Below are 23630 nucleotides of genomic sequence, written 5' to 3' on the forward strand. Positions count from 1 at the left end.
GATCTGGCGCAATGGAGCCTTGAATAAGAAAGTTCAGTCACGCCATCCGGCACCACCGCTGGCGGAACTTTCCGCATGCTAAGATGGCCATCCGGCGCGAAGGCGCCACGACTTTGCGGACCTTGCATGACCCTACTGACAGCGGCCGAAACCTATTTACAGGACTTTCATCAAAGGCAAGTCGGCGTGACCAGCACCGCGTTTGGCCACCTGCCGGCCAGTTCCCCCGCCGGCAGCTGGGCCTCGTCCTACGATGTGCTGACCAGCCTGGTACCGGCCGTGGACACGCCATTGAGCGTGCTCGACCTGGCCTGCGGCGACGGCCATCTGCTGGGCTTGCTGGCAGCCAGGCAGCAGCCTCGACTGCAACTGCTCGGCGTCGACATGAGCCAGGCTGAACTGGCCGCCGCGCGCGCCGCCCTGCCCCCGTCCGTGCATCTGCTGCAAGGCCGGGGCCAGGCGCTGGACCTGCCATCGGCCAGCGTCGATTATCTCGTCTCGCACATGGCGCTGATGCTGATGGACGACATCGAACAAGTCATGCGTGAAATCCGCCGCGTGCTGCGCCCCGGCGGCCAGTTCGCGGCCATCGTCGGCCGGACGTTCTTGCTGGGCGAAGTGAACGACGTTTTCATGCGCGTGTTCAAGCCGATCGCCAGCACCGAGCTGCCGCCGCTGCGCTTCGGCGATCGCCGCACGGGCTCCGAAGCCGGCTGGCGGGAACTGCTCGATGCCGGTTTCGCAGACGTTGAAGTCGACGACATCGACGTCCCATGGACGCCCACGCCGGGCGAACTGTGGACGGCCCTGCTGGACACCTACGATATCGACCGCCTGGACGACGACGCCAGGCAGCGCCTGCGCGAGGCGTTCCTGGATGCCGTAGCGCCGCTGCAAGCCGATGACGGATTGATCGCCACCGGCTGGGGGCTGCGCGCCGTGCGCGCACGGGCAGCCTGAACTGCCATCGATGCCATGGCTTGCCAGCGTCAGCGGCAACAGGCTACGATGGTGGCTGCCGCAGCGCGCGGTGCTTCTCCGGTCAATTGCAGGCTTGCTGGCAAGCGGACCGCTCGGCGTTGCACTCGGCTTGAGCGGTACCGCCAGCGATGCAAGCCTTCCATTCGACAGCGCAGTAGTGATAGCAGCTTGCGAAGGCTGGCGTCGCAGTCACAGCCAAACCGAGACCTGTCGCGAAAAGAAATGCAGCAAGCTTTTTATTCATAGTGCTCTCCTTAAGTCGGATGGCTGATGAATCCCTGCGCGCGCCATCCACCGGCGCAGGGCCACATACACAGGTATGTCTGGTGTCATCGCAAGCTGGCTATGCGCCAGCGCGAAGTAAAAATTCCTGCGGCCACCAGCGGATCCTGGAGTGCCGTCAAATCATAGCCGTTTATATAAACGCGACGCGCTCCAGGCGATAGCCAGGCCGGCAGCCAGAATAATGCCGTACCTCGCCGCCAATTTCAGCTATTGTGAAAACATGCCAAAAATCCTCTCGCGAGATCTGAGGCCATGATCAGCTCACCATTATTAATTGTCAAGATAATTCAATTCATTCCGCACCAGCGGATAATTTCTCGTGCAATGAAAAATACAGGCGCAATACGGAAACGGTCCCGCCGTGCTTAATTTCAACTCCACAGCGTGGGAAGGCGCATTCGGTCGTGCCGGATGCTGCCGGCGCCATGGGAGCGTGGCGATAATTAGCCATTGCCGGATGCGCGCAAGAAAATACGTGCGACCTCGCATCCAGAAAAACAATCTGCACATGATGCGAATATTATCATCGTGGATACCAATAGAAACTTACTCTTTGTTATTATCGATGCTGCGGCAATCAAATTTTCACAATCAATTTCAAAAAATCAAAAAAAACTTAATAAAAATATATGCTTAAAATTTCCAGATAAATAAAATAGAACAGGGAAAAATATGATAAGCGAAAAGCACCAGATAACGCATTCCCATTCCACGCTCTAGCAAGGTGATTCGCCAGAATGGAAGCGCGGCTCTCAATGCCTGCCAGTTGCTCATCCGGCCCAGGGAATCATCGCTTTCAAGATCAACGCCCCCCGCAACAGCCGCACCGCGCACGGGGCAAAGTCTTTGTCCTGCACACGGTATAATCGGCCTCGCTTACTTCAACACCCAGGCACGACATGACTTCCTCCGCACTTCCTCCCGATACTTCCACCGACATTTCCGACAGCAGCGAAGACAATAACGATGCCACCCTGGTCGCGGAACTGGGGGAACTGGCCGAGCATATCCGCCTCGTCAAGATGGAAGGCCGCGTCTTCGTGCGCTTTTCCGGCGTGGTCAAGGCGGGCCATCTGGTGGTGCCGTATGCGCTGGTACCAAGCCAGGGCGTGCTGGCGCGGCCGGCCAAGTGGCGCAAGATGGACCGCGAGACCAAGCTGGCACTGGTGCGCGAACGTGCCAGCGCGGCCGTCTTCGAGGAACTGCGCCAGCATGTGATCGATTTCGTCGCCGATATCGCGGGCCTGAGCGAAGACGTCGACACGGACCCGATGGTTTTCCTGCATACCCTGGCCGACATGCAGACGTCGGAACCGGCCGGCATGGTGTTCGACCGCATCCGCCAGCGTTTCAATCACGCCATCGAGCGCCAGCAGGAAGAACAGCACGCGGCGCGCACGCGCCAGAGCATCAACCTGGCCGAGTATCCGGCCTCGTTCGAGATGGCGCGCCGCCTGCCGCGCCGCTTCATCGCCCTGCTTGGGCCCACCAATTCCGGCAAGACGCACCGCGCCATGGAAGCGCTGGTGAAGGCAAAGAGCGGCATCTATCTGGCACCATTGCGCCTGCTGGCCCTGGAAAACTACGAACGCCTGCAGGAAGCCGCGCCGCATGGCAAACCGCTGGCCGTGAGCCTGATCACGGGCGAGGAGCGCAGGGTCGTCGACGGCGCCACGCACGTGGCCAGCACGGTGGAAATGCTGGACACGAAAACCGTCGTGGAAGTGGCCGTCATCGATGAAATCCAGATGCTGGCCGACCCGGACCGGGGCGCCGCGTGGACGGCCGCCGTCTGCGGCGCGCCCGCCCACACGGTCTACCTGGTGGGGGCACCCGAAGCGCGGCGCGCCATCGAGGCGCTGGCCGAGCGCCTGGACTGCCCGCTGGAAGTGCACGTACTCAAACGCATGGCGCCCCTGTCGATGGAGCCGACGGCCGTGCGCAAGGTGCGCAACCTGCGCCGCGGCGACGCCGTCATCGCCTTTTCGCGCCGCGAAGTGCTGATGTGGCGCGACATGATCACGGAAACGGGGCTGTCGGTGGCGACTGTGTACGGCAACCTGTCGCCGGAAGTGCGGCGCGCGCAGGCGCAGCGCTTCCGCGACGGCACGGCCGATATCGTCGTCGGTACGGACGCGCTGGCGATGGGCTTGAACATGCCGATCGCGCGCATCGTCATGACCACCTGCGTCAAATACAATGGCCGCGAAGAGGAAGAGATTTCAGCCGCGCTGGCGCGCCAGATCGCCGGACGCGCGGGCCGCTACGGCGTGCATGAAGAGGGCCTGGTGGCGGGCTACGACAACGAAACGCATGAAGTGATGCGCGCCCTGCTGAAGGAAAAGCTGCATCCGCTGAACACCAGCGGCTTTGCCGTGGCGCCCTCGCTCGAACATCTGCACCGCATTTCATCGGTGACGGGCGAACTGTCGCTGTCAAAACTGCTGCGCCGCTTCATCCACAATATCGACGTGCCGGACGGCTTTTTCTTCCCCCGCATCACGGAAGACCAGAAGGAACGGGCCGTCTGGCTCGACACCCTGCCCCTGTCCGTGGCCGACAAGTTCACCCTGTCGCTGGTGCCGATATCGAGCAAGGTGCCGTCCCTGCAAACGGCGTGGGAGCACTGGGCGAAGAATCTGTCGCAGGGAAAAACGAGCACCTTGCGCCAGCACGCGTACGGCGGCGGCACGCAGAATCTGCAGCAGGTGGAAGACACCTGCCGCTACTATTCCGCGTATGCCTGGCTCAGCTACCGCCTGCCCGAATTCTTCCCCGATATCGCCGTCGCGCAAAACCTGTCGCGCGATGCGTCGGAACGGGTCGACTCCATCCTGCGCGCGCACAATGCGGCTTCGCGCGGACGGTCGAAGAAGTTCAAATAAGCCTCAACCGAGCGGCCAGAACCAGACCTCGCCACAATCCCAGTAGCATTCGGTGCCGCACACCTTCACGCCGATGGACGGCAGCAGGATGTCGATATGGCCGCCCGCGCCGCCCAGGTAGCCGGGAATGCGGAAGAAGGCGACCAGCCCCTGGCGCTGGCCGATGCCGGCCATGGCGGCATCCCGGCTGAATTTTTCGGGCGCGCCGAACATCGAGGGGCTGGCCAGCATGTGCGCCAGCTTGGCCTGTCCCGGTTCGATCAGCGCGCCCCTGAACGGCCCCTTGCGGATGGCCATGCGGCCTCTGACCTGGACGCCGGCCTTGATCAGGGCCAGGCTGACGCGGATGGCGCAGGTGTTGGCAAAGCTGTCCTTGCCGATCAAGTCTTCTCAGCCGATTTCGCGGAACAGGGCTGCCTGGTCGACGGCCGCCACGCTCGAGTAATTTTCACGCAGATTGATGAATGCAGGTTTCACGCCGACCTCCCGTTGACCCTGGTCGCCAGGGAACATCAGGCAGATTGTAGGAGGATGCCGCAGCCCCGCACTGAGCGAAGTCAAGCGATCTGCATTACGGCTTGGCCACCTCGTAATGCAGTTTCAGCACCAGCCCATTATGGTCGTCGGCCATATAGATATCGCCATCCTGGCCCTGCTTCACGTCGACGGGCGCGCCCCTGCCCTGTTTGCCCTTGCGCTCCCAGTTGCTGATCAAGTCGACGGACTTGCCCATAGGCGCACCCGCCTTGTCGGGCAGCAGGGCCACCAGGCGGTGGCCGTTGCTGCGGTAGCCGTGGTAGCCGATGATCAGGCTATTCCTGTACAACGCAGGGAAGCGGCTGGCCGTGTAAAAAGTCATGCCCAGCGGGGCGGCATGGCCGGGCAGCAAACGCTCCGGCGCCGCATATTGGGCGTCGCAAGCCGTCTTCGGATATTCGGGACTGGCCACATTGTCGTCGTAGCAGTACGGCCAGCCGTAGTGCCGGTCTGCCTTGATCAAATTCAGTTCTTCGTGCGGCAGGTTCTCGTCGCTTTTCAGTTGCGGCATGGCGGCCTGGATGGCGTCGCGCGAGTTTTCCGCCTGCCACAGCTCGCCCGTCGCAGGGTGAAAAGCCAGCGCCATCGAATTGCGCAAGCCGCGCGCATGCGTGCGCCAGCTCGTCACCGTGCCGGCTGGCCAGGCCATCGTGTATTCGCGGATGGCGCCCAGCGCTTCCAGGCCTTCCGCCGAAGGACAAGCCTTGGCCGGATCGGGCGCCTTGCCATCATTCTCGCAATGGTCGGTGCTGGAACCCACGTTCACATACAGGTCGCCCTTGGGGCTGAAGCGCATGTTCGTCAGCAGGTGCAAACCGAGGCCCGGCAGGCGCGGCGTCTTGGCCTTGCCGCCGATCACGTCGGTGAGGGTGCGCGTGGTGTCGCGCAGGTCGAAGCGGAAGATGCGCCCCACCTCGCCCACGTAGACCATGCCGTCCGGCCCCTGCACGATGCCGTTCGGCCGATCGAGCTTGTCGAGCAGCAGCTTGCGCTCGTAGCCGCCACCGGCCGCCTTGGGCTGCAACAGCCACAATTTACCCTGCTTCGGCGCCCATCCCGTCATATCCGTGACGAGGATGTCGCCATTCGTCAGCGGCAGCACGCCACGGGGGAATTTCAGGCCGTCGGCCAGCACGGCCACGCAAAAGCCGGCCGGCGTGGTGACGTCGAGGCGCGGCATACCGTCGCACTGGGCGCTGGCCGTCGCCGCCATGGCGGGCGCCAACACGGTGGACATACAGGCTGCCAGGGCGCCCGCGAGCATTTTCTTGTTCATGGTCTCATTCCATCAGGGGTAATCGGGGCATCACGGCGCGCGCATTGGCGCTGGTGGCAACGGCCACGTCGGCCAATGCCAGGCCGCGCAGCTTGGCCAGCACGGCGCCAATGCGCGGCAATTCTTCGGGGCTGTTGCGGCCCGGGTGGATCCAGCTGGGGGAAATGTCGGGTGCATCCGTCTCCAGCACGATGGACGCCAAAGGCAAGTCGGCGGCCATGCGGCGTATCTGCAGCGCGCGGGTAAACGTCATGGCGCCGCCGAAACCGAGCTTGAAACCAAGGTCGATATAGCCCTGCGCCTGCTGGAAGCTGCCGTTGAACGCATGCGCGATGCCGCCGTTCGGGCGGATCTGGCGCGCATGCTTGAGGACGATGTCCTGCGAGCGGCGCACGTGGGCCAGCACGGGCAAATCGAAGTCGCGGGCGATCTTCAGCTGCTCGCGCAAAAAATGCTCCTGCTTGACGCGCATGGCCGGCTCGCACAGCATGGGGATGAAGAAATCGAGGCCGATTTCGCCGATGGCGACAAAGCGCGGGTCGTTCATCGCCAGGGCCACGGCCTCGCGCAGGGCGACCAAATCGTCTTCCGTGGCGTGCGGCATGTAGATCGGGTGGATGCCCAGCGCATAGCAGGCGTTGGGCGCCGCAGCCGCCAGGTCGCGCACGATGGCGAAATTGGCCCGTTCGACGGCGGGAATGACGATCATCGCCACGTCCTGCTGCTGCGCGCGCGCCGCCACCTGCAGCGATTCGCTGCCGAATTCATGCGCGTCGAGGTGGCAGTGCGTGTCGATCCACAGCATGGCGGCTCCTTAATATTGGTACGGCTGCAGCCCTTCGTCCGTCAGGCGCAGCACGCGGTCGCAGCGCTTGGCCAGTTCGATATCGTGCGTGACGATGACGAAGGCCGTGCCCAGGGTGCGCGACAGTTCCAGCATCAGGTCGAAAATCTGTTCGGCAGTGGCGTGATCGAGGTTGCCCGTCGGTTCATCGGCCAGCACGCAGGCCGGCTGCGTGACGAGGGCGCGGGCCAGGGCCACGCGCTGGCGCTCGCCGCCCGACAACTCGCCCGGCGTGTGCGTGACGCGCTTGGCCAGGTTCACGCGCGTGAGGATCTGCTGCGCCAGCTCGGTGGCCGGCGCGCGCTTCATACGCCGTATCATCAAAGGCATGGCGACGTTGTCCAGCGCGGAAAACTCGGGCAGCAGGTGGTGGAACTGGTAGACGAAACCCAGCGAGGCGTTGCGCAAGTCGCCGCGTGCCTTTTCGCTGAGGTTAGCGAAGTCCTTGCCCAGCAGGGTCACCTTGCCGCTGGTGGGCGTATCGAGGCCGCCCAGCAGGTGCAGCAGGGTCGATTTGCCGGAACCCGAGGCGCCGACGATGGCGACCCGCTCGCCGCGGTGGACGTCGATGTCGATGCCGGCCAGCACCTGCACCTTGTAGCTGCCCTGCGTAAAAGTCTTGCCCAGGCCGCGGCAGGAAAGCACGGCAGAATCGGCGGAAGCGCCATTGGAGGCAGGTTTGTTCAGATCGGTCATGGTCGTAGTCAGTGGTTTATTCATAGCGCAGGGCTTCCGCAGGTTTGACGCGGGCAGCCCACCAGCTTGGGTACAGGGTCGCCAAAAAGGCGAGGATCACGGCCAGCACGCCGATCTTGGTGACGTCGGGCCAGCGCAGGTCGGACGGCACGGTGCTGATGAAATAGATGTCCTTGGAGAGGAACTGCACCCCCAGCAGATGCTCGATGAAGGGCACGATGACGTCGATGTTCATGGCCACCAGCACGCCGCCGCCCACGCCCAGAATCGTGCCCAGGATGCCCACCAGCGCGCCCTGGATCATGAAGATCTTCATGATGGAACGGGGAGAAGCGCCCAGGGTGCGCAGAATCGCGATATCGGCCTGCTTGTCCGTCACCGTCATCACCAGGGTCGAGACCAGGTTGAAGGCGGCCACCGCGATGATCAGGGTCAGGATGATGAACATCATGCGCTTTTCCGTCTGCACGGCAGCGAACCAGTTGGCATTGAGCTTGGACCAGTCGCGCAGCCACAGGTCGCCCGGCATGGTTTTTTTCAGTTCCGCCGCCACTTGCGGCGCCTGGTTCATGTCGGCCAGGCGCAAACGCAGGCCGGACGGGCCATCGAGACGCAGCAAGCGCTGGCCGTCTTCGATATTGATGAAGGCCAGACCGGCGTCGAATTCATTGTGGCCCGCCTGGAAGATGCCGCTGACGGTAAAGCTGCGCATGCGCGGCAGCACGCCGGCCGGCGTGACCTGGCCTTGCGCCAGCATCAGCGTCACTTTTTCGCCGAGGTTGACGCGCAGGGCGCGCGCCAGCTCGATGCCCAGCACGATATTGAAGGTGCCAGGCTGCAGGGCCTTGAAGCTGCCCATGCGCGTCTGGCCGGCCACGTCGGAAACGTTCGGCTCTTCCTCGGGCAGCACGCCACGCACGATGGCGGGACGCAGCGCATCGTCGCGCAGCAGCATGCCCTGCGTTTCCACGAACGGCGCGGCGCCCTTCACGGCCGGGTTTTTAAAAGCTTGCGCCGCTTCCGCGCGCCAGTCCGGCATGCTGCCGCTATTATCGAACACTTCCACGTGGGCCAGCACGGACAGCATGCGGTCCGTCACTTCCTTCTGGAAACCGTTCATCACGGACAGCACGACGATCAGCGCCGCCACGCCCAGGCCGATGCCTGCCATGGAAATGAGGGAGATGAAGGAGATAAAACTGTTACGGCCACTGCGCTTGCCGGCCCGCGTGTAGCGCAGGCCGACCAGCCATTCGAAGGGCAGATTCTTGAAAATACTCATTGTTCAGGCGGTCTTTATCGTTTCTTGATGTGTTATTCGTAGCGCAATGCCTCGGCCGGCTTGACCCGCGCGGCGCGCCAGCTCGGGTAGATGGTCGCCACCAGCGCCAGGCCAAAGGCGATCAGGCCGATCTGCGCCACGTCCAGCCAATGCACGTCGGACGGCACGGCGCTGATCTGGTAGATTTCCTTGGAAATGAAGTGCAGGCCGAAGATGCCTTCGATGAAGGGCACGATGACGCCCACGTTCAGCGCCAGCACGACGCCGCCGATCACGCCCAAAGCACTCCCCAGCAAGCCCACCAGCGCGCCCTGGATCATGAAGATCTTCATGATGGAGAATGGCGAGGCGCCCAGGGTGCGCAGAATGGCGATGTCGGCCTGCTTGTCGGTGACCGACATCACCAGGGTCGAGACGAGGTTGAACGCGGCCACGGCGATGATCATGCTGAGGATGATGAACATCATGTTCTTCTGGCTTTGCACCAGCGCATACCAGCTGGCACTGGCGCGCGACCAGTCGCGCATCCACAGCTGGCCCGGCATCGAGGCTTTCAATTCGCGCGCCACCTGCGGCGCCTGGTTCATGTCGTGCAGGCGCAAGCGCAGGCCGGACGGGCCATCGAGCTGCAGCAGCTGCTCGGCGTCCTGCATGTTCACGAAGGCCAGGCTGCCATCGAGTTCATTGTGACCGGCCTCGAAGATGCCGGCGACTTTGAGCGCGCGCATGCGCGGCATGACGATGCCATTGGCCGGGTCGCCCGCCCTCGGCTCGCGTTCCAGCATCAGCGTGACGTTCTGCCCCACTTTCACGTCGAGGGCCTTGGCCAGGTCGATGCCCAGCACGATGTTATAGGAACCTGGCGTGAGATCCTTGAAACTGCCCTGCTTCATCTGGGAGGCCACGCTGGAGACGGTGGCTTCCTGCTGCGGCAGCACGCCGCGCACGACGGACGGGCGCATGGTTTCGTCGTTCAGCAGCATGCCCTGGGTTTCCACGAACGGCGACACGGCTTTCACTTGCGGGTTGGCGTAGGCGGCGCGCTCCTGCGCCTGCCAGTTCGGCATGGAGCCGCTGGTATCGAACACCTCGACATGGGCCAGCACCGACATCAGGCGGTCAGTGACTTCCTTCTGGAAGCCGTTCATGACGGACAGGACGACGATCAGGGCGGCCACGCCCAGGCCGATGCCGGCCACGGAAATGAGGGAGATGAAGGAAATGAAGCTGTTGCGGCCACTGCGTTTCCCGGCGCGCGTATAGCGCACGCCGACCTGCCACTCGAAGGGAAATTGTTTGATGATGCTCATGCGCTCCCGCGACAACGATGATATGCGAGCGCGCAGTGTGCCACACAATGGGCATTTCATGCATCAAGTCTGCGTGAAACAGCGCACGCCGGCCCTATTTTTCCTCCTGCGCCAGGCCGAACACGGCCAGCAGCTGCCCCGCCAGCGCATATTGGCGCATCTGCGCCAAGGTCAGACGGTGCAGCTGGTCGATGCGCCGCTGCTGCACCGTGAAATAGCTGTCGCGCGTCTGGATGACCTGCTGCAGGTTGCGCCGTCCCGCCTCGTACTGGACGGTGCCGCCGCGCACGACGAAGGCCAACTTCCTTTCCTGCTCGTCGAGCAGGGCCAGGGTGCGCTGCGCATTGGCGATGCGCGGCAACATGCTGGCCAGGTCGGCGCGCGTGCCCTGCTCGGCGCGCGCCACGTCCGCATCGGCCGCCTGGGCGCGGCTGATGCTCTCGTCGCGCTGCGCCAGGCTGCCGCCGCCGAGCGGGAATTCCCAGCTCACGCCCACCGACCAGCCCCGCTGCTGGATGGTCGAGGGCGGCGGCGTGGTCTTGTTATTGAGCAGATGGCTGACGTTCAGATCCACTTTCGGCGCCAGGGTGGCCGCCACGCCGCGCACGCGCAGCTGGGCCGCCGCCGCCCGCTCGCGCGCGGCGCGCAACTGCGCCTGCTGCGTATCGGCGTTTTCCAGGGCTTGCGCCGGCAGCGGCGCAAAGGCGAAATCGGCAAACTGCGCCACCGGCTCGAAGGCCAGCGCCTCGAGCTTGATGCGCGCCGCCTGCTGGTCCGTCAGCAAGCCGTCGTGCACCAGTTCCGCGTCCAGCTGCGAACTTTGCGCCAGTTCGCGGTCCACTTCCGACGATTTGCCCAGTTCCGCCTGGCGCGTCACCTGCCGCACCAGCTGCGTCACGTCGCGCAGGCGTTCCTGCGATTGCATCAGGCTGCGCTCCAGGCGCTGCATGTCGAAATACGCTTCGGCCAGTTTTTCCGCGCTTTCCGCGCGTGCCCGCTCCACGTCGAAGGCGGCGCCCGCCATTTCGCGCTCGGCCGCATCGAGTTCGGCGCGGTCGGCGCCGCCGCTGTACACATTCCAGCGCACGCTCGCTTCCACCTGGTGCGTGCGCCGTTCCACGTCCAGCGCGCCATCGAGGTCATTGCTGCGCCCCCGCGTCGCCTGCAGCGCCGCAGTCGGGAACAGGCGCGAGCGGGCCTGCTTGTAGCGCGCTTCGGTGGTGGCCAGCGCCGCCTGCGCCGCGATCACCTGCGGGTCGCGCGGCACGGCGCGCGCCAGCAAGGCGGGCAAGCCGCGCGTGGACTGCGCCTGGAAAGTGGCCGGCGGTGCCGGTTGGGCCACCGCGTTTGCGCAGGCGAATGCCATGCAAAGTAAAAAAGCACGCATCACCGCTCCTGCAGGGAAGACTGCAAGCCGCGCAGCACGGGCTTGAACACATATTGCAGCACCGAGCGGCGCCCCGTCAGGATGCCCACGTCGACGGGCATGCCAGGCGTAATCGGCAGCACCTTGCCGTGCGCCGTCAACTGGCTGCGGTCGGTACTCAGCTGCACCTCGAAATACGGCTCGTTGCGTTCATCGGGAATCGCATCGGCGCCCACGCGCACCACCTGCGCCTGCATGCGTCCATAGGTGGTGGCGTCATACGCCAGCACATTGGCCGAAGCGCGCTGCCCCACGTGGATAAAACCGATGTCCGACGGTTTCACGCGCACGGAAATCAGCATTTCCGAATCGGCGGGCACGATTTCCAGGATAGGTTTGCCCGGCTGCGCCACGCCGCCGACCGTCGCCACCAGCACGCGGTTGACGACACCGTCGACGGGCGCCGTCACATCGCGCCGGCTCACCTGGTCCTGCTGGCCTTTCACGGTGCTGGCCAGGGCTCCCGCCTTGGTTTCATATTCGCTGCGCTGGGCGCCCCACTGGCCGCGCATGCGCGCTTCCACTTCGCCGGCCTGCGCCTGCGCCTCGGCCAGGGTGGCCGCCAGGCGCGGCACGGAAGCGCGCAGGCTGTCGAGTTCCGTGCGCTGCTGCTGCACGCGCTGCTGCGCATTCAGGTAGTCGCCGCGCGAACCGGCGCCCTCCTTGAACAGGCGTTCCTCGATCGACAGGCTTTCCAGCGCGATCTTCAAGCCCGTATCGAGTTGCGCGATGCGGCTGTGCGCCTCGGCCAGCTCGCCGCGCCGCCGCGTCACGCCTTCGCGCGCGGCCGCCGTGGCCGACGCAAACTCGCGCTGGCCATCGCGCCACAACTGCGTTTCCTTGGCGATCAGCTCGGGCGCCTCTTTCTGCCATTCCGGCGCAAACCGGGGAGTACCACCGGACAGCAGCGCATCGAGGCGCGCCCTGCCCGCCAGCGCGGCCAGGCGATTCTGCACGCTGGCGCCCAGGTTGGCCTCGTACTGGGCCGTGTCCAGGCGCAGCAGCAAGTCGCCGCGGCGCACGCGCTGGCCCGGTTTCACCAGCATTTCGCGCACGATGCCCCCTTCCAGGCTTTGCACTTCCTGCAGGTGCGACGGCGGCGTGATGGCGCCGCGTCCATTCACGGACACGTCGAGCTGGGCGAAGGTGGCCCAGGCCAGCACCAGCACCAGCAATACGGCGATCAGCGCCAGCATGCCCATGACGATGCGCTGCGGTTCGCGTTCCGGGTCCGGGTGGGCCGCCGGCAGCGGACGGGCGTTCAGGGCGCTCATGCCGTGGCTCCCTGTTCCACCGCAGGCTTGGCTGCCTGGCTATTGAGCACGCGCATGACCTCATCGCGCGGGCCGTCGGCCACGATGCGCCCCTTGTCGAAGACGATCAGGCGGTCCACCAGCGCCAGCATGGCCATGCGGTGCGTGACGAGCACGATGGTCGTATCCTTTAATGTACGCAGGCGGGCGATCAGGCGCTGCTCGGTGGCCGGGTCGAACATGCTGCTCGGCTCATCGAGCAGCAGCATGGGCGGTTTCACGAGCAAGGCGCGGGCCATGGCCACGGCTTGGCGCTGGCCGCCGGACAGGCGTTCGCCCCGTTCGCCCACTTCCGTCGCCACGCCGTTGGGCAGCTGGGTGATGATGTCGTCGAGGCAGGCCAGTCGGATGGCATCGAGCAGGGCCGCATCGTCGGGCTGGCTGCGTCCCAGTTCGATGTTTTCGCGCAGGGTGCCGTGGAACAGGGTCACGTCCTGCGGCACGTAGCCGATCTGGCGGCGCAGGCTCAAAGGCTCCAGCTGGGTGCTGGACAGGTCGTCGAACAGTACGCTGCCGCTTTGCGGACCATACTGGTTCAGCAGCAAACGCAGCAGGGTGCTCTTGCCGGAACCGAGCTTGCCGATCACGCCGACCCGTTCGCCGGGACGGATGTGCAGGTTCAGTTTATCCAGCAGCGGCGGCGAATTCGGGTAGGCAAAGCCCACGTCGCGGAACTCGATGCGCCCGGACAGCGGGGGCGCCTGCAGGCTGGCCACGTCGTCATCGGTCGGCGCTTCCATGATCTTGTTCAGCGCGTGATAGGACAGCTTGGTCTGTTCCCAGCGGATGATCAGACCCGCGATCTGGCTCACGGGCGCCAGGGCGCGTCCCGTCAGCATGCTCACGGCGATGATCTGGCCCAGGGTCAGCAGGTGTTCGCCCATCAGCAAGGCGCCCGTGGCCACCACGGCCACGCCGGACAGGGCCAGCACGGCCGTGTTGATGTAGTTGACGCGACTGACGATTTCGCGCGTCTCGACGCTGTTGGCGGCGATGGCCACCGTCAGGCTTTCCCATTTGCGCCGGCTCCACGCTTCGGCGCCCAGCGCCTTGATGGTGTCGAGGCCATTCATGGTTTCAAACAGGTGTGCCGTGCGCTGCGCGCTTTCCTGCATCGAGGCGGCCACGTGGCGCGCCAGGGCGGCGCGCGAGGCAAAGGCCACCAGCAGCAGGATCGGAATGACGGCCAGCGGCACGAGCACCAGCCAGCCGCCGACAAAGGCGATTACCAGCAGGAACAGCAGCAGGAACGGCAAATCGCCCAGGGTCGTCAGGGTGGTCGAGGCAAAGAATTCGCGCACGGATTCGAAATCGCGCACGGTATTGGCCAAAGTCCCCCCGGAAGCGGGACGGCTGGCCGCGCGCAGGCGCAGACACTGGGCGAAGATGTTCGACGACAGCGCCACGTCCATGCGGCGCGACGCCGTTTCCACCAGTTCGCCGCGCAGCAGGCGCAGAGCCAGTTCGAAGCCCGTCAGCACCACCACGGCAATGGTCAGCACCCACAGGCTGGACGTGGCATTGTTCGGGATCACGCGGTCATACACGGCCATCGCATAGAATGGCACCAGCGCGCCGATGACGTTCAGCACCAGCGTGCCCAGCAGGGCCCAGCGAAATACCCAGCGGTTGCGGTTGAAGACATCCCAGAACCAGCGTCCCGCCACGGGGATGCTGTAGAGCAAGCTGCGCTGGTCGAAGAACATCACGGGCCGCACGGCCACCCAGCGCCCGGCAGGCACTTCCAGGGCCAGCGCGGCCGCATCGAGCCAGGAGGTGCCGGCGATGCCGGGCACGTGACATTCATATTTACCATCGGCAATGCTCAGCACCACCAGCGCCTGCCCTTCCCCATTGAGCAGCAAGGCCGGCATTTCCGTCGGACGGCGCGGCTTGTCCATGGGCAGCGCGGTGCCGGCCAGGCTGGCATGGCTGAGCGCCTGGTCGAGAAAATCGGCGGCGGCCGGGTCGCCATGCGCGGTCACGCTGGCGCGCAGACGCTCGGCTTGCACGCCGGTGCCAAGAAGGCAGGCCAGGAAGACGATGGCGTCGGCAAGCGTGTCAGCGCAGGCGGTGGATGGGGAAGCGTCGACGGCGGCGTGCGCGGCAGAAGGTGGCGTCATGATGAGCTCAAATCCGATCTCAGACAGTTGCAATGAACAGTGAGGAACTATTGTCAAGGTCGCGCAGTGGTGGTTTGCAGAAACATTGTGCCATAGTAATAACAGCTATTCAGAATGATGTTGTGAAAAAATAAAAACTGCGGTGCGTCTTGACGGACGCACCGCAGCAGAAACTACCAAGTCAATACCACTGCTGCCGATTTATACTGCGCCAGCCTTGCGACGGCGCGCCATGAAGCCCAGCAGGCCCAGGCCTGCGACCAGCATGGCCCAGGTTTGCGCTTCCGGCACCGGCGACACGCTGAGCAAGGTTTGCGAAGCCGGGTTGACGCTCGTCAAGCTCGTGTAGCTGTACAGGTTCTGGATGGCGCCATTGCCCGTGGCCACGCCCAGCATGGTGTTGGCCTGGCTGACGACGGCATTGCTCAGGTTTTTGAAGCGCAGGTCGCCCGTCAGCAGGTTCGTGTTGTCGTTATTCAATTCCCACAGGGCCAGCTGGAAGGCGGCGGCGCTGTTGGCGCTGGTCGACACATTCGCGATGGACGAGGCGTAATACCCTTCATACAGGCGCTTGACGGAATCGCTGGCGGCAAAGGCGCCGCTGCTGTAGCTGTTCGAACTATTGCTCACTGCGACATGGGGATCGAGGCAAAACGCCAGGAAAGTGTTGCTGTCGTATTTGACTTCCCACAAGGTCGGCGAGATGGCGTTACCCGAGCCGAAGGCGCCGCCGGCAGCCGTAAACAGGCTGACGCTGTGCGAATCGACGACTTGCAGATTGGAGGCGGCCAGGGCGCTGCCGCTGGCGAGGGCGAACGTAGCTGCGGCGATGGCGCCGCGAACGAGCAGGTGCATGGATTGTTTCATGGTGGTTTCCCTATTTCTGTTATGTAAGATGTAAGTGTGGAAAGCGCCGGCGCCCCGTGACGGGTGCGCCGGTACGGCATTGCCGGGCAGGATTACGGCCCGGCAAGGGACATCAGGCAGCCATTTCCTGGGGCTGGGCATTCGCATGGGCCATGGCGCGGCGCAAGGCTTCGGCCATCTCGCACTGGGCCTGGGCTTCGGCGGCCGGAGCCGCCGGGGCGGCAGCGACCGTGTTGACCGTGCCGTCCTGGCCCAGCACCACGTCGAGCGTGCTGTCGTCGCGCAGCAGGTCGGCCATGCTCGGCAAGGTGATGCCGGCCTTGGCCGCATCCTTGGCGTCGACGTTGAAATACACGTCAGTCATGTCGACCGTCTTGCCGTCGGCCAGGGTGGCGCTGCTGCGCTCGAGGTGCAGATTACTGTTGGCGTCGAGGAACGGCAGTTCCGTGTAGCTCACCGTCAGGCTGGCCACGCCGGCGTCGTGCAGCGACATCAGCTCGCCATCGTCCGTCACGCCATTGCTGTTGGCGTCGCGCCAGATGCGCAATTCGGCAAACTTGTCATCGTGCGCATCGACCACGCCGTCGCCGTTCGAGTCATAGCTGGACAGCTTGGCAAAGCCCGTGCCCTTCTCGTTGCCGCCGAACAGTTCCGAGATATTGTCGATCTTGCCATTGCCATTGCTGTCGATGGCCAGCAAGCCGTCCTGGGCCGAGACCCAGCCCGTCTGGATGGCGCTGCCCGTGCCCAGCAAGTCGAAGCTGCCGTGGAAGTCGGCGCGGGCGATCGTGTGCACGCCGTCACCGTTGAGGTCGATGACGATGGGCGTGATGGCCGCATCCCAGCTCATGTCGTTCTGGCCCGACGCCAGCTTCAGGATATCCGTGTAGACCACGTTGGCCGTCGTGCCGTTGCTGTTGACGTCCGAATCGATGTTGTCATTGCTGCCCACGTTCTTGGCGCCCCAGCGCCAGCTGTTCATGGCGTAACCGGCATGCATCACATTGCTCTTGTCGAATTTGAGCGAATAGCTGCCCGGATCGAGGTTGCTGAACAGATAGTTGCCGCTGGCATTCGTGTAGGTGGTAGCCAGCAAAGCGCCGCTGCCGGAGTACAACTGCACCTTGATGTTGGCGATGCCTGCCTCGTTGTAGTCCTGCACGCCATCATGGTCGGCGTCGCGCCATACCTTGTCGCCCAGGCTGGCCTTGCGGTAAATGCCCGCATCCCAGCTCATGTCGTTCTGGCCGGCGGCCAGGTTGATCAGGCCGGAACGCCCCGTGCTCGTATCGACGTCGGAATCGGCCGTGTCGCTGCCCACATTGGCCTTGGTGTAATAGAAACCCGATGGACGGACGACTTCCACCTTGTAGCCGCCGGCGACCAGCTTATCGAACAGATAATTGCCACTGGCATTCGTCGTTGTCGTGGCGATGATCTGGTTACTGGCATTGAGCAGGTTGACCTTCACGCCCGCCACGCCCAGTTCGCCCGCATCCTGCACGCCGTTGTAGTTATTGTCTTCCCACACGCGGTCGCCGATGCTGCCGGTGACAGGCGCGCATTTGACCAGGCCGGCATCCCACTCCAGCTGGACGTCGCCCGATTTCAGCGCGATCCAGGTAGTCGTGAGGCCGGTGGCCGGATTGACATCCGAATCGGTGGCGTAGCCGCCCACATCCGCCTTGGTGAAGGTATAGCCGGCCGGTGGCACGAAGCCCAGATAGTAATTGCCGGGGACCAGATTGCTGAACAGGTAGTTGCCGCTGGCATCCGTGGTGGCGCTGGCCACCACGGCACCCGAGGCGTTGTACAGATTGACTTTCACGCCGCCGACACCCGCTTCGCCCGCATCCTGCGTGCCGTTGCCGTTGGCGTCAAACCACACGCGGTCGCCAATGGCAGCCGTTTTGTACAAGCCCGCATCCAGGTCCTTGTAGTTCTGGCCGGCGGCGACCGTCACCAGGCCGCTCTGGCCTGCGGCATTGATGTCGCTGTCGAGCGCATCATTGCCGCCCGCATCCTTGACCGTGGTCAAATAGCCTGGCGGCGCGACGACGGCGATCGAATACGTACCCGGATCGACATTGAAGTTGTAATAGCCGGTGGCGTCCGTCAAGGTCGAGCCGATCACGCTGCCGGCCGCGTTTTTCAGCTGCACCGTGACGCCGCCGATGCCGGCTTCGCCCGCATCCTGCACGCCGTTCAAGTTGGCATCATGCCAGACGCGGTCGCCCAGGGACGCCGGCAGCGCAACGATGCCCGCATCCAGGCTATGGTTGCTGTCACCGGAAGCAAGCAGCACTTGCGCCGTTTTGCCATCGATGGCGCTGGCATCGGAATCGCGCTGGTCGTCGCCGCCCTGGTCCTGGCCCGTAAAAGCGTAGCCGGCTGGCAAGGTGGTTTTGTCGAACTGCACGCTGTAGGCGCCCGGCTTCAGATTCGTGAACAAATAGTTGCCATTCGCATCCGTGACGAGCGGGCTGCCGACGGCGTTGCCCGACGCATCGAGCAAGGTTACTTTCACACCTGCGGCGCCCGCTTCACCCGCATCCTGCACGCCATTCTTGTTGATATCGAACCAGACCCGGTCGCCCAGCTCGGCCGTGCGGTACAGGCCCGCATCGAGGGTCAGGTTGGTCTCGCCCGGCGCCAGGGTGACGGGCGCCATCTTGCCGCTGGCATCGATATTGCTGTCCTTGCCCGTATCGCCGCCCTGGTTCGCTGCCGTCGGCACATAGCCGGCGGGCGCCACCACGGTCACCGAATAGGTTCCCGGATTGACGTCGAAGTGGTAGCCGCCGGTCGCGTCCGTCGTGGTGGAGGCCACCACATTGCCGGCCGTATCCTTGAGTTGCACGACAACATTGGCGATGCCCGCCTCGCCCGCATCCTGCACGCCGTTGGCATTCTTGTCTTCCCACACGAAATCGCCCAGGTGGGCCATCGGCACCTTGAAGGTCAGGTAATGGGGCGCCAGGCTCAGGTCTTGCGCATTGCAGCCTTCCGTGCCGCCATCATCGCGTACCTTGAAACCGAGGTCGAAGTCGCCGGCGACGGTCTGGCTCGGCACGAAGACCAGGTGGCCCGCGCGGATATCGTCGATGGAAATTTCCGTGCCCACCGCGACGGCCACGCCGTTCAGCAAGACCTGGCCCGCCGTGGTGGTATTGGTGATGACGACGGACTTGAAACCGTTGTTCTCGACGTCGTCGTGGAAGCCGAAATCGCTTTCGCTCAGCACGACGCTGGCGCCGTCGACCAGGGTGAAGGTCTTGTCGGCCGCATCGGGCGCGTCATTGACGGGATCGATGATGACTTGCAGGCTCAGCTGGACGATGTCGCCATTGCCCTTGTCGATCGTTACCTGGATGGTCGAGAAGCTGCCGTTGTAGTTGGCGGCCCAGTCGCCGGGGCGCACGTACACGGTGTCCGCGTCGAGCATGCCGAACAGCGGCGTGTTCTCCGTCGATTCCGTATCGTCCGGCAACAAAACCGTAAAATTCTTAATATTCAGTTCGCCTTGCACCGAGTAGCCGGCCTGGATCAGCAGGTCGCGGATATCGAAATTCTTGTTGATGTCTTCGCAGACGTGGACCGTGGTCGACAGGTTGTACGTAGTCATGCGGCCTCCTGACGGCATGCCACGGCGGCGGCAGGAGCGGAAATACGGGGGGCCAGGGCGTAATCAGCCTGGCCGCGCAAAGCGGCGAATGTATACATAGGTGGGCTTCCAAGAAAGAACTTGTTTAAAAAATGAAGCCGGCAGATCTTGTATACAGTTTCGAGGGACACAGGAGCCAGACGACGCAACCACGCAGCAGGGGGTGATTGTATTTCTGATATTTAAGTTGTCGCAATTATATCCAATATATTTTCAAAAGCAAATTGATTTCCATCAATGCTAATAAAATTTTTATAATTTTTGTGCATTTCCAGCGCCGCCGCCGCTGCCGGCGCGGGCCTGAAAATACATACGCCTTCTCGGCCCGCACCACAATCGCCTACAATCTCGGGATGAATCAACTTACCCTCGTCTTGCCCTTCGCCTTGCCCAATGCCGAACTGGCTGCCGACCTGCTCAAGGTCTTGCAGGCGCCCGCGCTGGCGGCGCTGCTGTCACGCACCTCCGATTGCAATTTAGAAACCTTTGACAATGCCAACCGCCTGCTGCCGCACGAAGCGTGGCTGGCGCATGCCTTGGCCCTGTCGCCCGCGCCCAATGGCGAAGCGGCGCAAGCGGCCTTTGCGGCCCAGGCCATGCGCGGCTACGGCCTCGTGCCGGAACCGGGCGCGCGCTACTTCCTGCTGCATCCGGCCCACCTGGCCATCGCCCGCAGCCATATCAGCCTGGAAGACTTGCGCCAGCTCAAGCTGAGCGAGGCCGATGGCCGCACCTTGTTCGACACGGCGCGTCCGTATTTCGACGAAATCGGCCAGCCTCTGTCCTATGGCGACGCGGGCACCTGGTTCATGCGCGCCGATGGCTGGAACGATTTGCAGTGCGCCACGCCGGATGCCGCCACCACGCAAGACCTGTCCGTGTGGATGCCGGAAGGCGAGCATGCGCGTGCGGCGCGGCGCCTGCAGAATGAAGTGCAGATGCTGTGGCATGAACATCCGGTCAACGCGACGCGCGAAGAACGGGGCTTGAAAGCCATCAACTCGTTCTGGATCTGGGGCGGCAGCCTGGCTGCACCTGCACCTGCGCGCTGCGCGGCCAGCCTGCATACGAAGGACGCGCCGGGCTGGCTGGCCGCGCTGGCGGAACCGGCGCAGCGCGATGCCAGTCCAAACAGTGTGCTGGCAAGCCAACAGGATGCGATTGTCGTGCTGGGGGGATTGACCGAAGCGGCGCAGGCGCAGGAATGGGGCATGTGGCTGCAGCAGTTGCAAGCGCTGGAAGCGGACTGGTTCGTGCCCCTGCTGGCGGCCCTCAAGGATGGCCGCCTGGGCCAGCTGCGCCTAGTGCTGAGCCACCGCGACGCCTGGCTAGCCTGCACCACCAGCAAGCATGCGCAGCGCAAATTCTGGCGCGCGATTACCCTGAACAAGTTGAAAGCATCATGACCCGTACCCGCATCGCCACCCGTCCCTGCCCCTACCGCGAATCCGAATTGCTGCGCCAGGGCGGCATCCACCCCGTGCTGGCCCGCTTGTACGCGTCGCGCGGCCTGTCCGACGCAAAAGAACTGTCGATTGAGGCAAAGGACTTGATACCGCCGTCCGGCTTGCTGCACATCGGCGCGGCCGGCGTCTTCCTGGCCGACGCAATTGCTGCCAAGAAACGCATGGTCATCGTGGCCGATTACGATTGCGACGGCGCCACCGCCTGCGCCGTGGCCATCCGCGGCTTGCGCGCCATGGGCGCCGACGTCGATTTCATCGTGCCCAACCGTTTTGAGTACGGCTATGGCCTGACGCCGGAAATCGTCGAGCTCACCGCCCGCGAAAAGTCGCCCGACATCATCATCACCGTCGATAACGGCATCGCCAGCATCGACGGCGTGGCCGAGGCCAACCGGCGCGGCATCCAGGTGGTCGTCACCGACCACCATCTGCCGGCCGACACCCTGCCCGACGCGGCCGTCATCGTCAACCCGAACCAGCCCGCCTGCGGTTTTCCGTCGAAACACCTGGCGGGCGTGGGCGTCGTGTTCTACGTCTTGCTGGCCCTGCGCGCGGAAATGCGCCGGCGCGGCATCTTCGATGCGCAAACGCAACCCAAGCTCGACAACCTGCTCGACCTGGTGGCGCTGGGCACGGTGGCCGACGTGGTGCGCCTCGATACGAACAACCGCATCCTCGTCGCGCAAGGTCTCAAACGCATGCGCAAAGGCAATATGCACGCGGGCGTGGCGGCGCTCTTTCGCGTGGCGGGCCGCGAAGCGCGCAGCGCCACGCCGTTCGACCTCGGTTTTGCCCTGGGACCGCGCCTGAATGCGGCCGGCCGCCTGCAGGACATGTCCCTGGGCATCGAATGCCTGGTCACGGACGACGAAGGCCGCGCCTGGGCGCTGGCCCAGCAACTCAACGACATCAACCTGAAACGCCGTGAAATCGAGGCGGAAATGCAGGATACGGCCCTGCTGCACCTCGATGCTTTCGAACCGGCCAACAGCAGCACCATCAGCGTCTTCGACGAATCCTGGCACCAGGGCGTGATCGGCATCGTCGCCTCGCGCCTGAAGGAAAAATTCTACCGCCCGACGATCACGTTTGCGCCCGGTGCGGACGGCTGGATCAAGGGTTCGGGCCGCTCGATCCCCGGCTTCCACTTGCGCGACGCGCTCGACCTCGTGTCGAAACGGGCGCCCAGCCTGATCGACAAGTTCGGCGGCCACGCCATGGCGGCTGGACTCACTATCCGCGCCGACGCCTTCGACGCCTTTTCCCAGGCTTTCGAAGCCGTCGGCCAGGCCTGGCTCAGCCAGCAACAGCTGGAGCGGGTTGTGGAAACGGACGGCCCGCTGGAAGACGCCTACTACACGACAGCCTTCATCGAGCTGATGGATGGCCAGGTGTGGGGCCAGGGCTTCGCCCCGCCCGTCTTTTGCGATGAATTCCGCGTCGTCAGCCAGCGCATCTTGAAAGAGCGCCATTTGAAACTGCTGCTGGAAAAGAACGGCGTGCGTTTTGATGCCATCTGGTTCGGGCATACGGACGCACTGGGCGAACGCACGCGGGTCGCGTTCAGGCTCGATGCGAATGAATACAATGGCACGACCAAAGTACAACTTATGGTGGAGCACGCCGAGCCTGTCTGATGGCACCGGCCCAAACCTACTGCGCGTCGCGCTTTGCGGCCGGCGATGCTCACCGTACTGGAAGTACGGTTGCGCTTCTCGGCCACAAATCACTGCCGCTCGCTACGGTTTGGTCAGGTGCCGTGAGGTTTGCGGCCTTATTGCCGTGTCTCATGCTTACCTGGAGCAATGTCGCATCAAACCACTGCGGAAGCTGGAACCGGCCTCCACTCCACCTGAAAGCAGCCCCATGTTGACCGGCCTGAACCACCTCACCCTGTCCGTGCACGACCTGGCGCGCAGCATCGTCTTTTACCGCGACACCTTGGGCCTGCGCCTGCATGCGCGCTGGGACAGGGGCGCGTATCTGTCGGCCGGGGATTTGTGGCTGTGCCTGTCGCTGGATGGACAGGACACGGCCGCGCTGGCCAGCCCGGCCTATACGCACTATGCGTTTTCCATCGAGCCCACCGACTTCGCTCCGTTTGCCGCCCGCCTGCGCGCCGCCGGCGTGCCCGAATGGCAGCAAAACCGCAGCGCCGGCGAATCCCTGTATTTTCTCGACCCGGACGGCCACCGGCTGGAAGCCCATGCTGGCAACCTTGCGCAGCGGCTGGCGGCCTGCCGCGCAGCGCCGTATCAGGGCATGGTGTTCGAGGATTGAGAGCGGCAAGATCGCATATTCAGTAAATTCGTTAAATTCATTATAAAACAAAAAATGCAAGCGCCGTTGCTATGAAAAAACACTGTCACGCCTCGATACAGCTCTGATAACCTTGCTTTTAAGACTTAATCAAGCTGACAAGGTTCCATCCATCCCTAGGCAAATTTGCCACATTTTATTGCATAAATAAAAATATTGATTGAAAATAGTTAACATTTATTTGGCAAATTCACTAAAATTGATGACGCATCAGGAAATTCCCAATGATGCATGATCAGTTTTGAGGGCAAACCCGTCGAAAGGCGGGGACGCAAAGCCACCGGCCTACCGCGCGCAAGCGCCACGGCAGCGGGGCTGCCAATGCAGGGCCGGGACCGTCAGCGCGCGGCGCCTGC

Annotated in this window: 17 protein-coding genes and 1 riboswitch; of the genes, 5 read left to right on the forward strand and 12 right to left on the reverse strand. The window is 63.7% G+C overall.

Annotation, left to right across the window (positions count from 1 at the left end; translation table 11 throughout):
* Positions 1–126: 126 nt before the first annotated feature.
* A complete protein-coding gene (locus CSQ91_RS08945) occupies positions 127–960 on the forward strand; it encodes a class I SAM-dependent methyltransferase (protein WP_099388026.1) in 834 nt (277 codons plus the stop codon).
* A 1205-nt stretch (positions 961–2165) separates the two neighbouring features.
* Positions 2166–4151: a helicase-related protein gene (locus CSQ91_RS08950; RefSeq protein WP_099388027.1), complete on the forward strand. Its 1986-nt coding sequence runs from the start codon at positions 2166–2168 to the stop codon at positions 4149–4151.
* A 3-nt stretch (positions 4152–4154) separates the two neighbouring features.
* Here the strand turns inward: CSQ91_RS08950 and CSQ91_RS08955 are convergent, their stop codons facing one another.
* From CSQ91_RS08955 to CSQ91_RS09005, 12 genes are all read right to left on the reverse strand, one after another.
* The gene (locus CSQ91_RS08955) at positions 4155–4535 is read right to left on the reverse strand and encodes a T6SS effector amidase Tae4 family protein (protein WP_099388028.1); all 381 of its coding nucleotides are present in this window, start codon (positions 4533–4535) and stop codon (positions 4155–4157) included.
* Positions 4536–4541: 6 nt separating this feature from the next.
* Complete coding sequence (locus CSQ91_RS28890; protein ID WP_180278378.1) at positions 4542–4712, reverse strand: hypothetical protein; 171 nt, start codon at positions 4710–4712, stop codon at positions 4542–4544.
* Between the two features lie 10 nt (positions 4713–4722).
* Positions 4723–5964: a PQQ-dependent sugar dehydrogenase gene (locus CSQ91_RS08960; protein ID WP_099388029.1), complete on the reverse strand. Its 1242-nt coding sequence runs from the start codon at positions 5962–5964 to the stop codon at positions 4723–4725.
* A 4-nt stretch (positions 5965–5968) separates the two neighbouring features.
* Entirely contained in the window at positions 5969–6766 is a 798-nt protein-coding gene (locus CSQ91_RS08965; RefSeq protein ID WP_099388626.1) for a TatD family hydrolase, read from the reverse strand.
* 12 nt (positions 6767–6778) lie between these two features.
* The gene (gene lolD, locus CSQ91_RS08970; protein WP_034788536.1) at positions 6779–7504 is read right to left on the reverse strand and encodes a lipoprotein-releasing ABC transporter ATP-binding protein LolD; all 726 of its coding nucleotides are present in this window, start codon (positions 7502–7504) and stop codon (positions 6779–6781) included.
* A 16-nt stretch (positions 7505–7520) separates the two neighbouring features.
* The gene (locus CSQ91_RS08975; protein ID WP_034788539.1) at positions 7521–8786 is read right to left on the reverse strand and encodes a lipoprotein-releasing ABC transporter permease subunit; all 1266 of its coding nucleotides are present in this window, start codon (positions 8784–8786) and stop codon (positions 7521–7523) included.
* Between the two features lie 32 nt (positions 8787–8818).
* Positions 8819–10096 carry a lipoprotein-releasing ABC transporter permease subunit gene (locus tag CSQ91_RS08980; RefSeq protein WP_034788543.1) on the reverse strand — a complete coding sequence of 426 codons (1278 nt, stop codon included), beginning with the start codon at positions 10094–10096 and terminating at the stop codon, positions 8819–8821.
* A 94-nt stretch (positions 10097–10190) separates the two neighbouring features.
* Positions 10191–11483 (reverse strand): TolC family protein, encoded by a 1293-nt coding sequence (locus CSQ91_RS08985; RefSeq protein WP_257217267.1) that lies wholly within the window; start codon positions 11481–11483, stop codon positions 10191–10193.
* Complete coding sequence (locus CSQ91_RS08990; protein ID WP_099388030.1) at positions 11483–12796, reverse strand: HlyD family type I secretion periplasmic adaptor subunit; 1314 nt, start codon at positions 12794–12796, stop codon at positions 11483–11485. Before CSQ91_RS08990 ends, CSQ91_RS08985 begins: the two co-directional genes overlap by 1 nt.
* On the reverse strand, positions 12793–14958 hold the full coding sequence (locus CSQ91_RS08995) for a type I secretion system permease/ATPase (RefSeq protein ID WP_257217268.1): 2166 nt from the start codon (positions 14956–14958) through the stop codon (positions 12793–12795). The genes CSQ91_RS08990 and CSQ91_RS08995 overlap by 4 nt, the downstream gene beginning before the upstream one ends.
* Before the next feature lie 201 nt (positions 14959–15159).
* Positions 15160–15825 (reverse strand): PEP-CTERM sorting domain-containing protein, encoded by a 666-nt coding sequence (locus CSQ91_RS09000; protein ID WP_099388032.1) that lies wholly within the window; start codon positions 15823–15825, stop codon positions 15160–15162.
* Positions 15826–15937: 112 nt separating this feature from the next.
* Complete coding sequence (locus CSQ91_RS09005) at positions 15938–19450, reverse strand: SdrD B-like domain-containing protein (protein WP_180278379.1); 3513 nt, start codon at positions 19448–19450, stop codon at positions 15938–15940.
* A 392-nt stretch (positions 19451–19842) separates the two neighbouring features.
* On the opposite strand from CSQ91_RS09005, the gene CSQ91_RS09010 reads away from it, so the two are divergent.
* From CSQ91_RS09010 to fos, 3 genes are all read left to right on the forward strand, one after another.
* Positions 19843–20895, forward strand: coding sequence for a hypothetical protein (locus CSQ91_RS09010; RefSeq protein ID WP_099388627.1), 1053 nt, complete (start codon positions 19843–19845; stop codon positions 20893–20895).
* On the forward strand, positions 20892–22592 hold the full coding sequence (gene recJ / locus CSQ91_RS09015; RefSeq protein WP_092605370.1) for a single-stranded-DNA-specific exonuclease RecJ: 1701 nt from the start codon (positions 20892–20894) through the stop codon (positions 22590–22592). The genes CSQ91_RS09010 and recJ overlap by 4 nt, the downstream gene beginning before the upstream one ends.
* Before the next feature lie 229 nt (positions 22593–22821).
* The gene (fos, locus tag CSQ91_RS09020) at positions 22822–23235 is read left to right on the forward strand and encodes a fosfomycin resistance glutathione transferase (protein WP_099388034.1); all 414 of its coding nucleotides are present in this window, start codon (positions 22822–22824) and stop codon (positions 23233–23235) included.
* 275 nt (positions 23236–23510) lie between these two features.
* Positions 23511–23597, forward strand: a riboswitch (cyclic di-GMP riboswitch).
* Positions 23598–23630: the final 33 nt, after the last annotated feature.

The organism is Janthinobacterium sp. BJB301 (genome assembly GCF_002735685.1).
GTDB lineage: Bacteria > Pseudomonadota > Gammaproteobacteria > Burkholderiales > Burkholderiaceae_D > Janthinobacterium > Janthinobacterium lividum.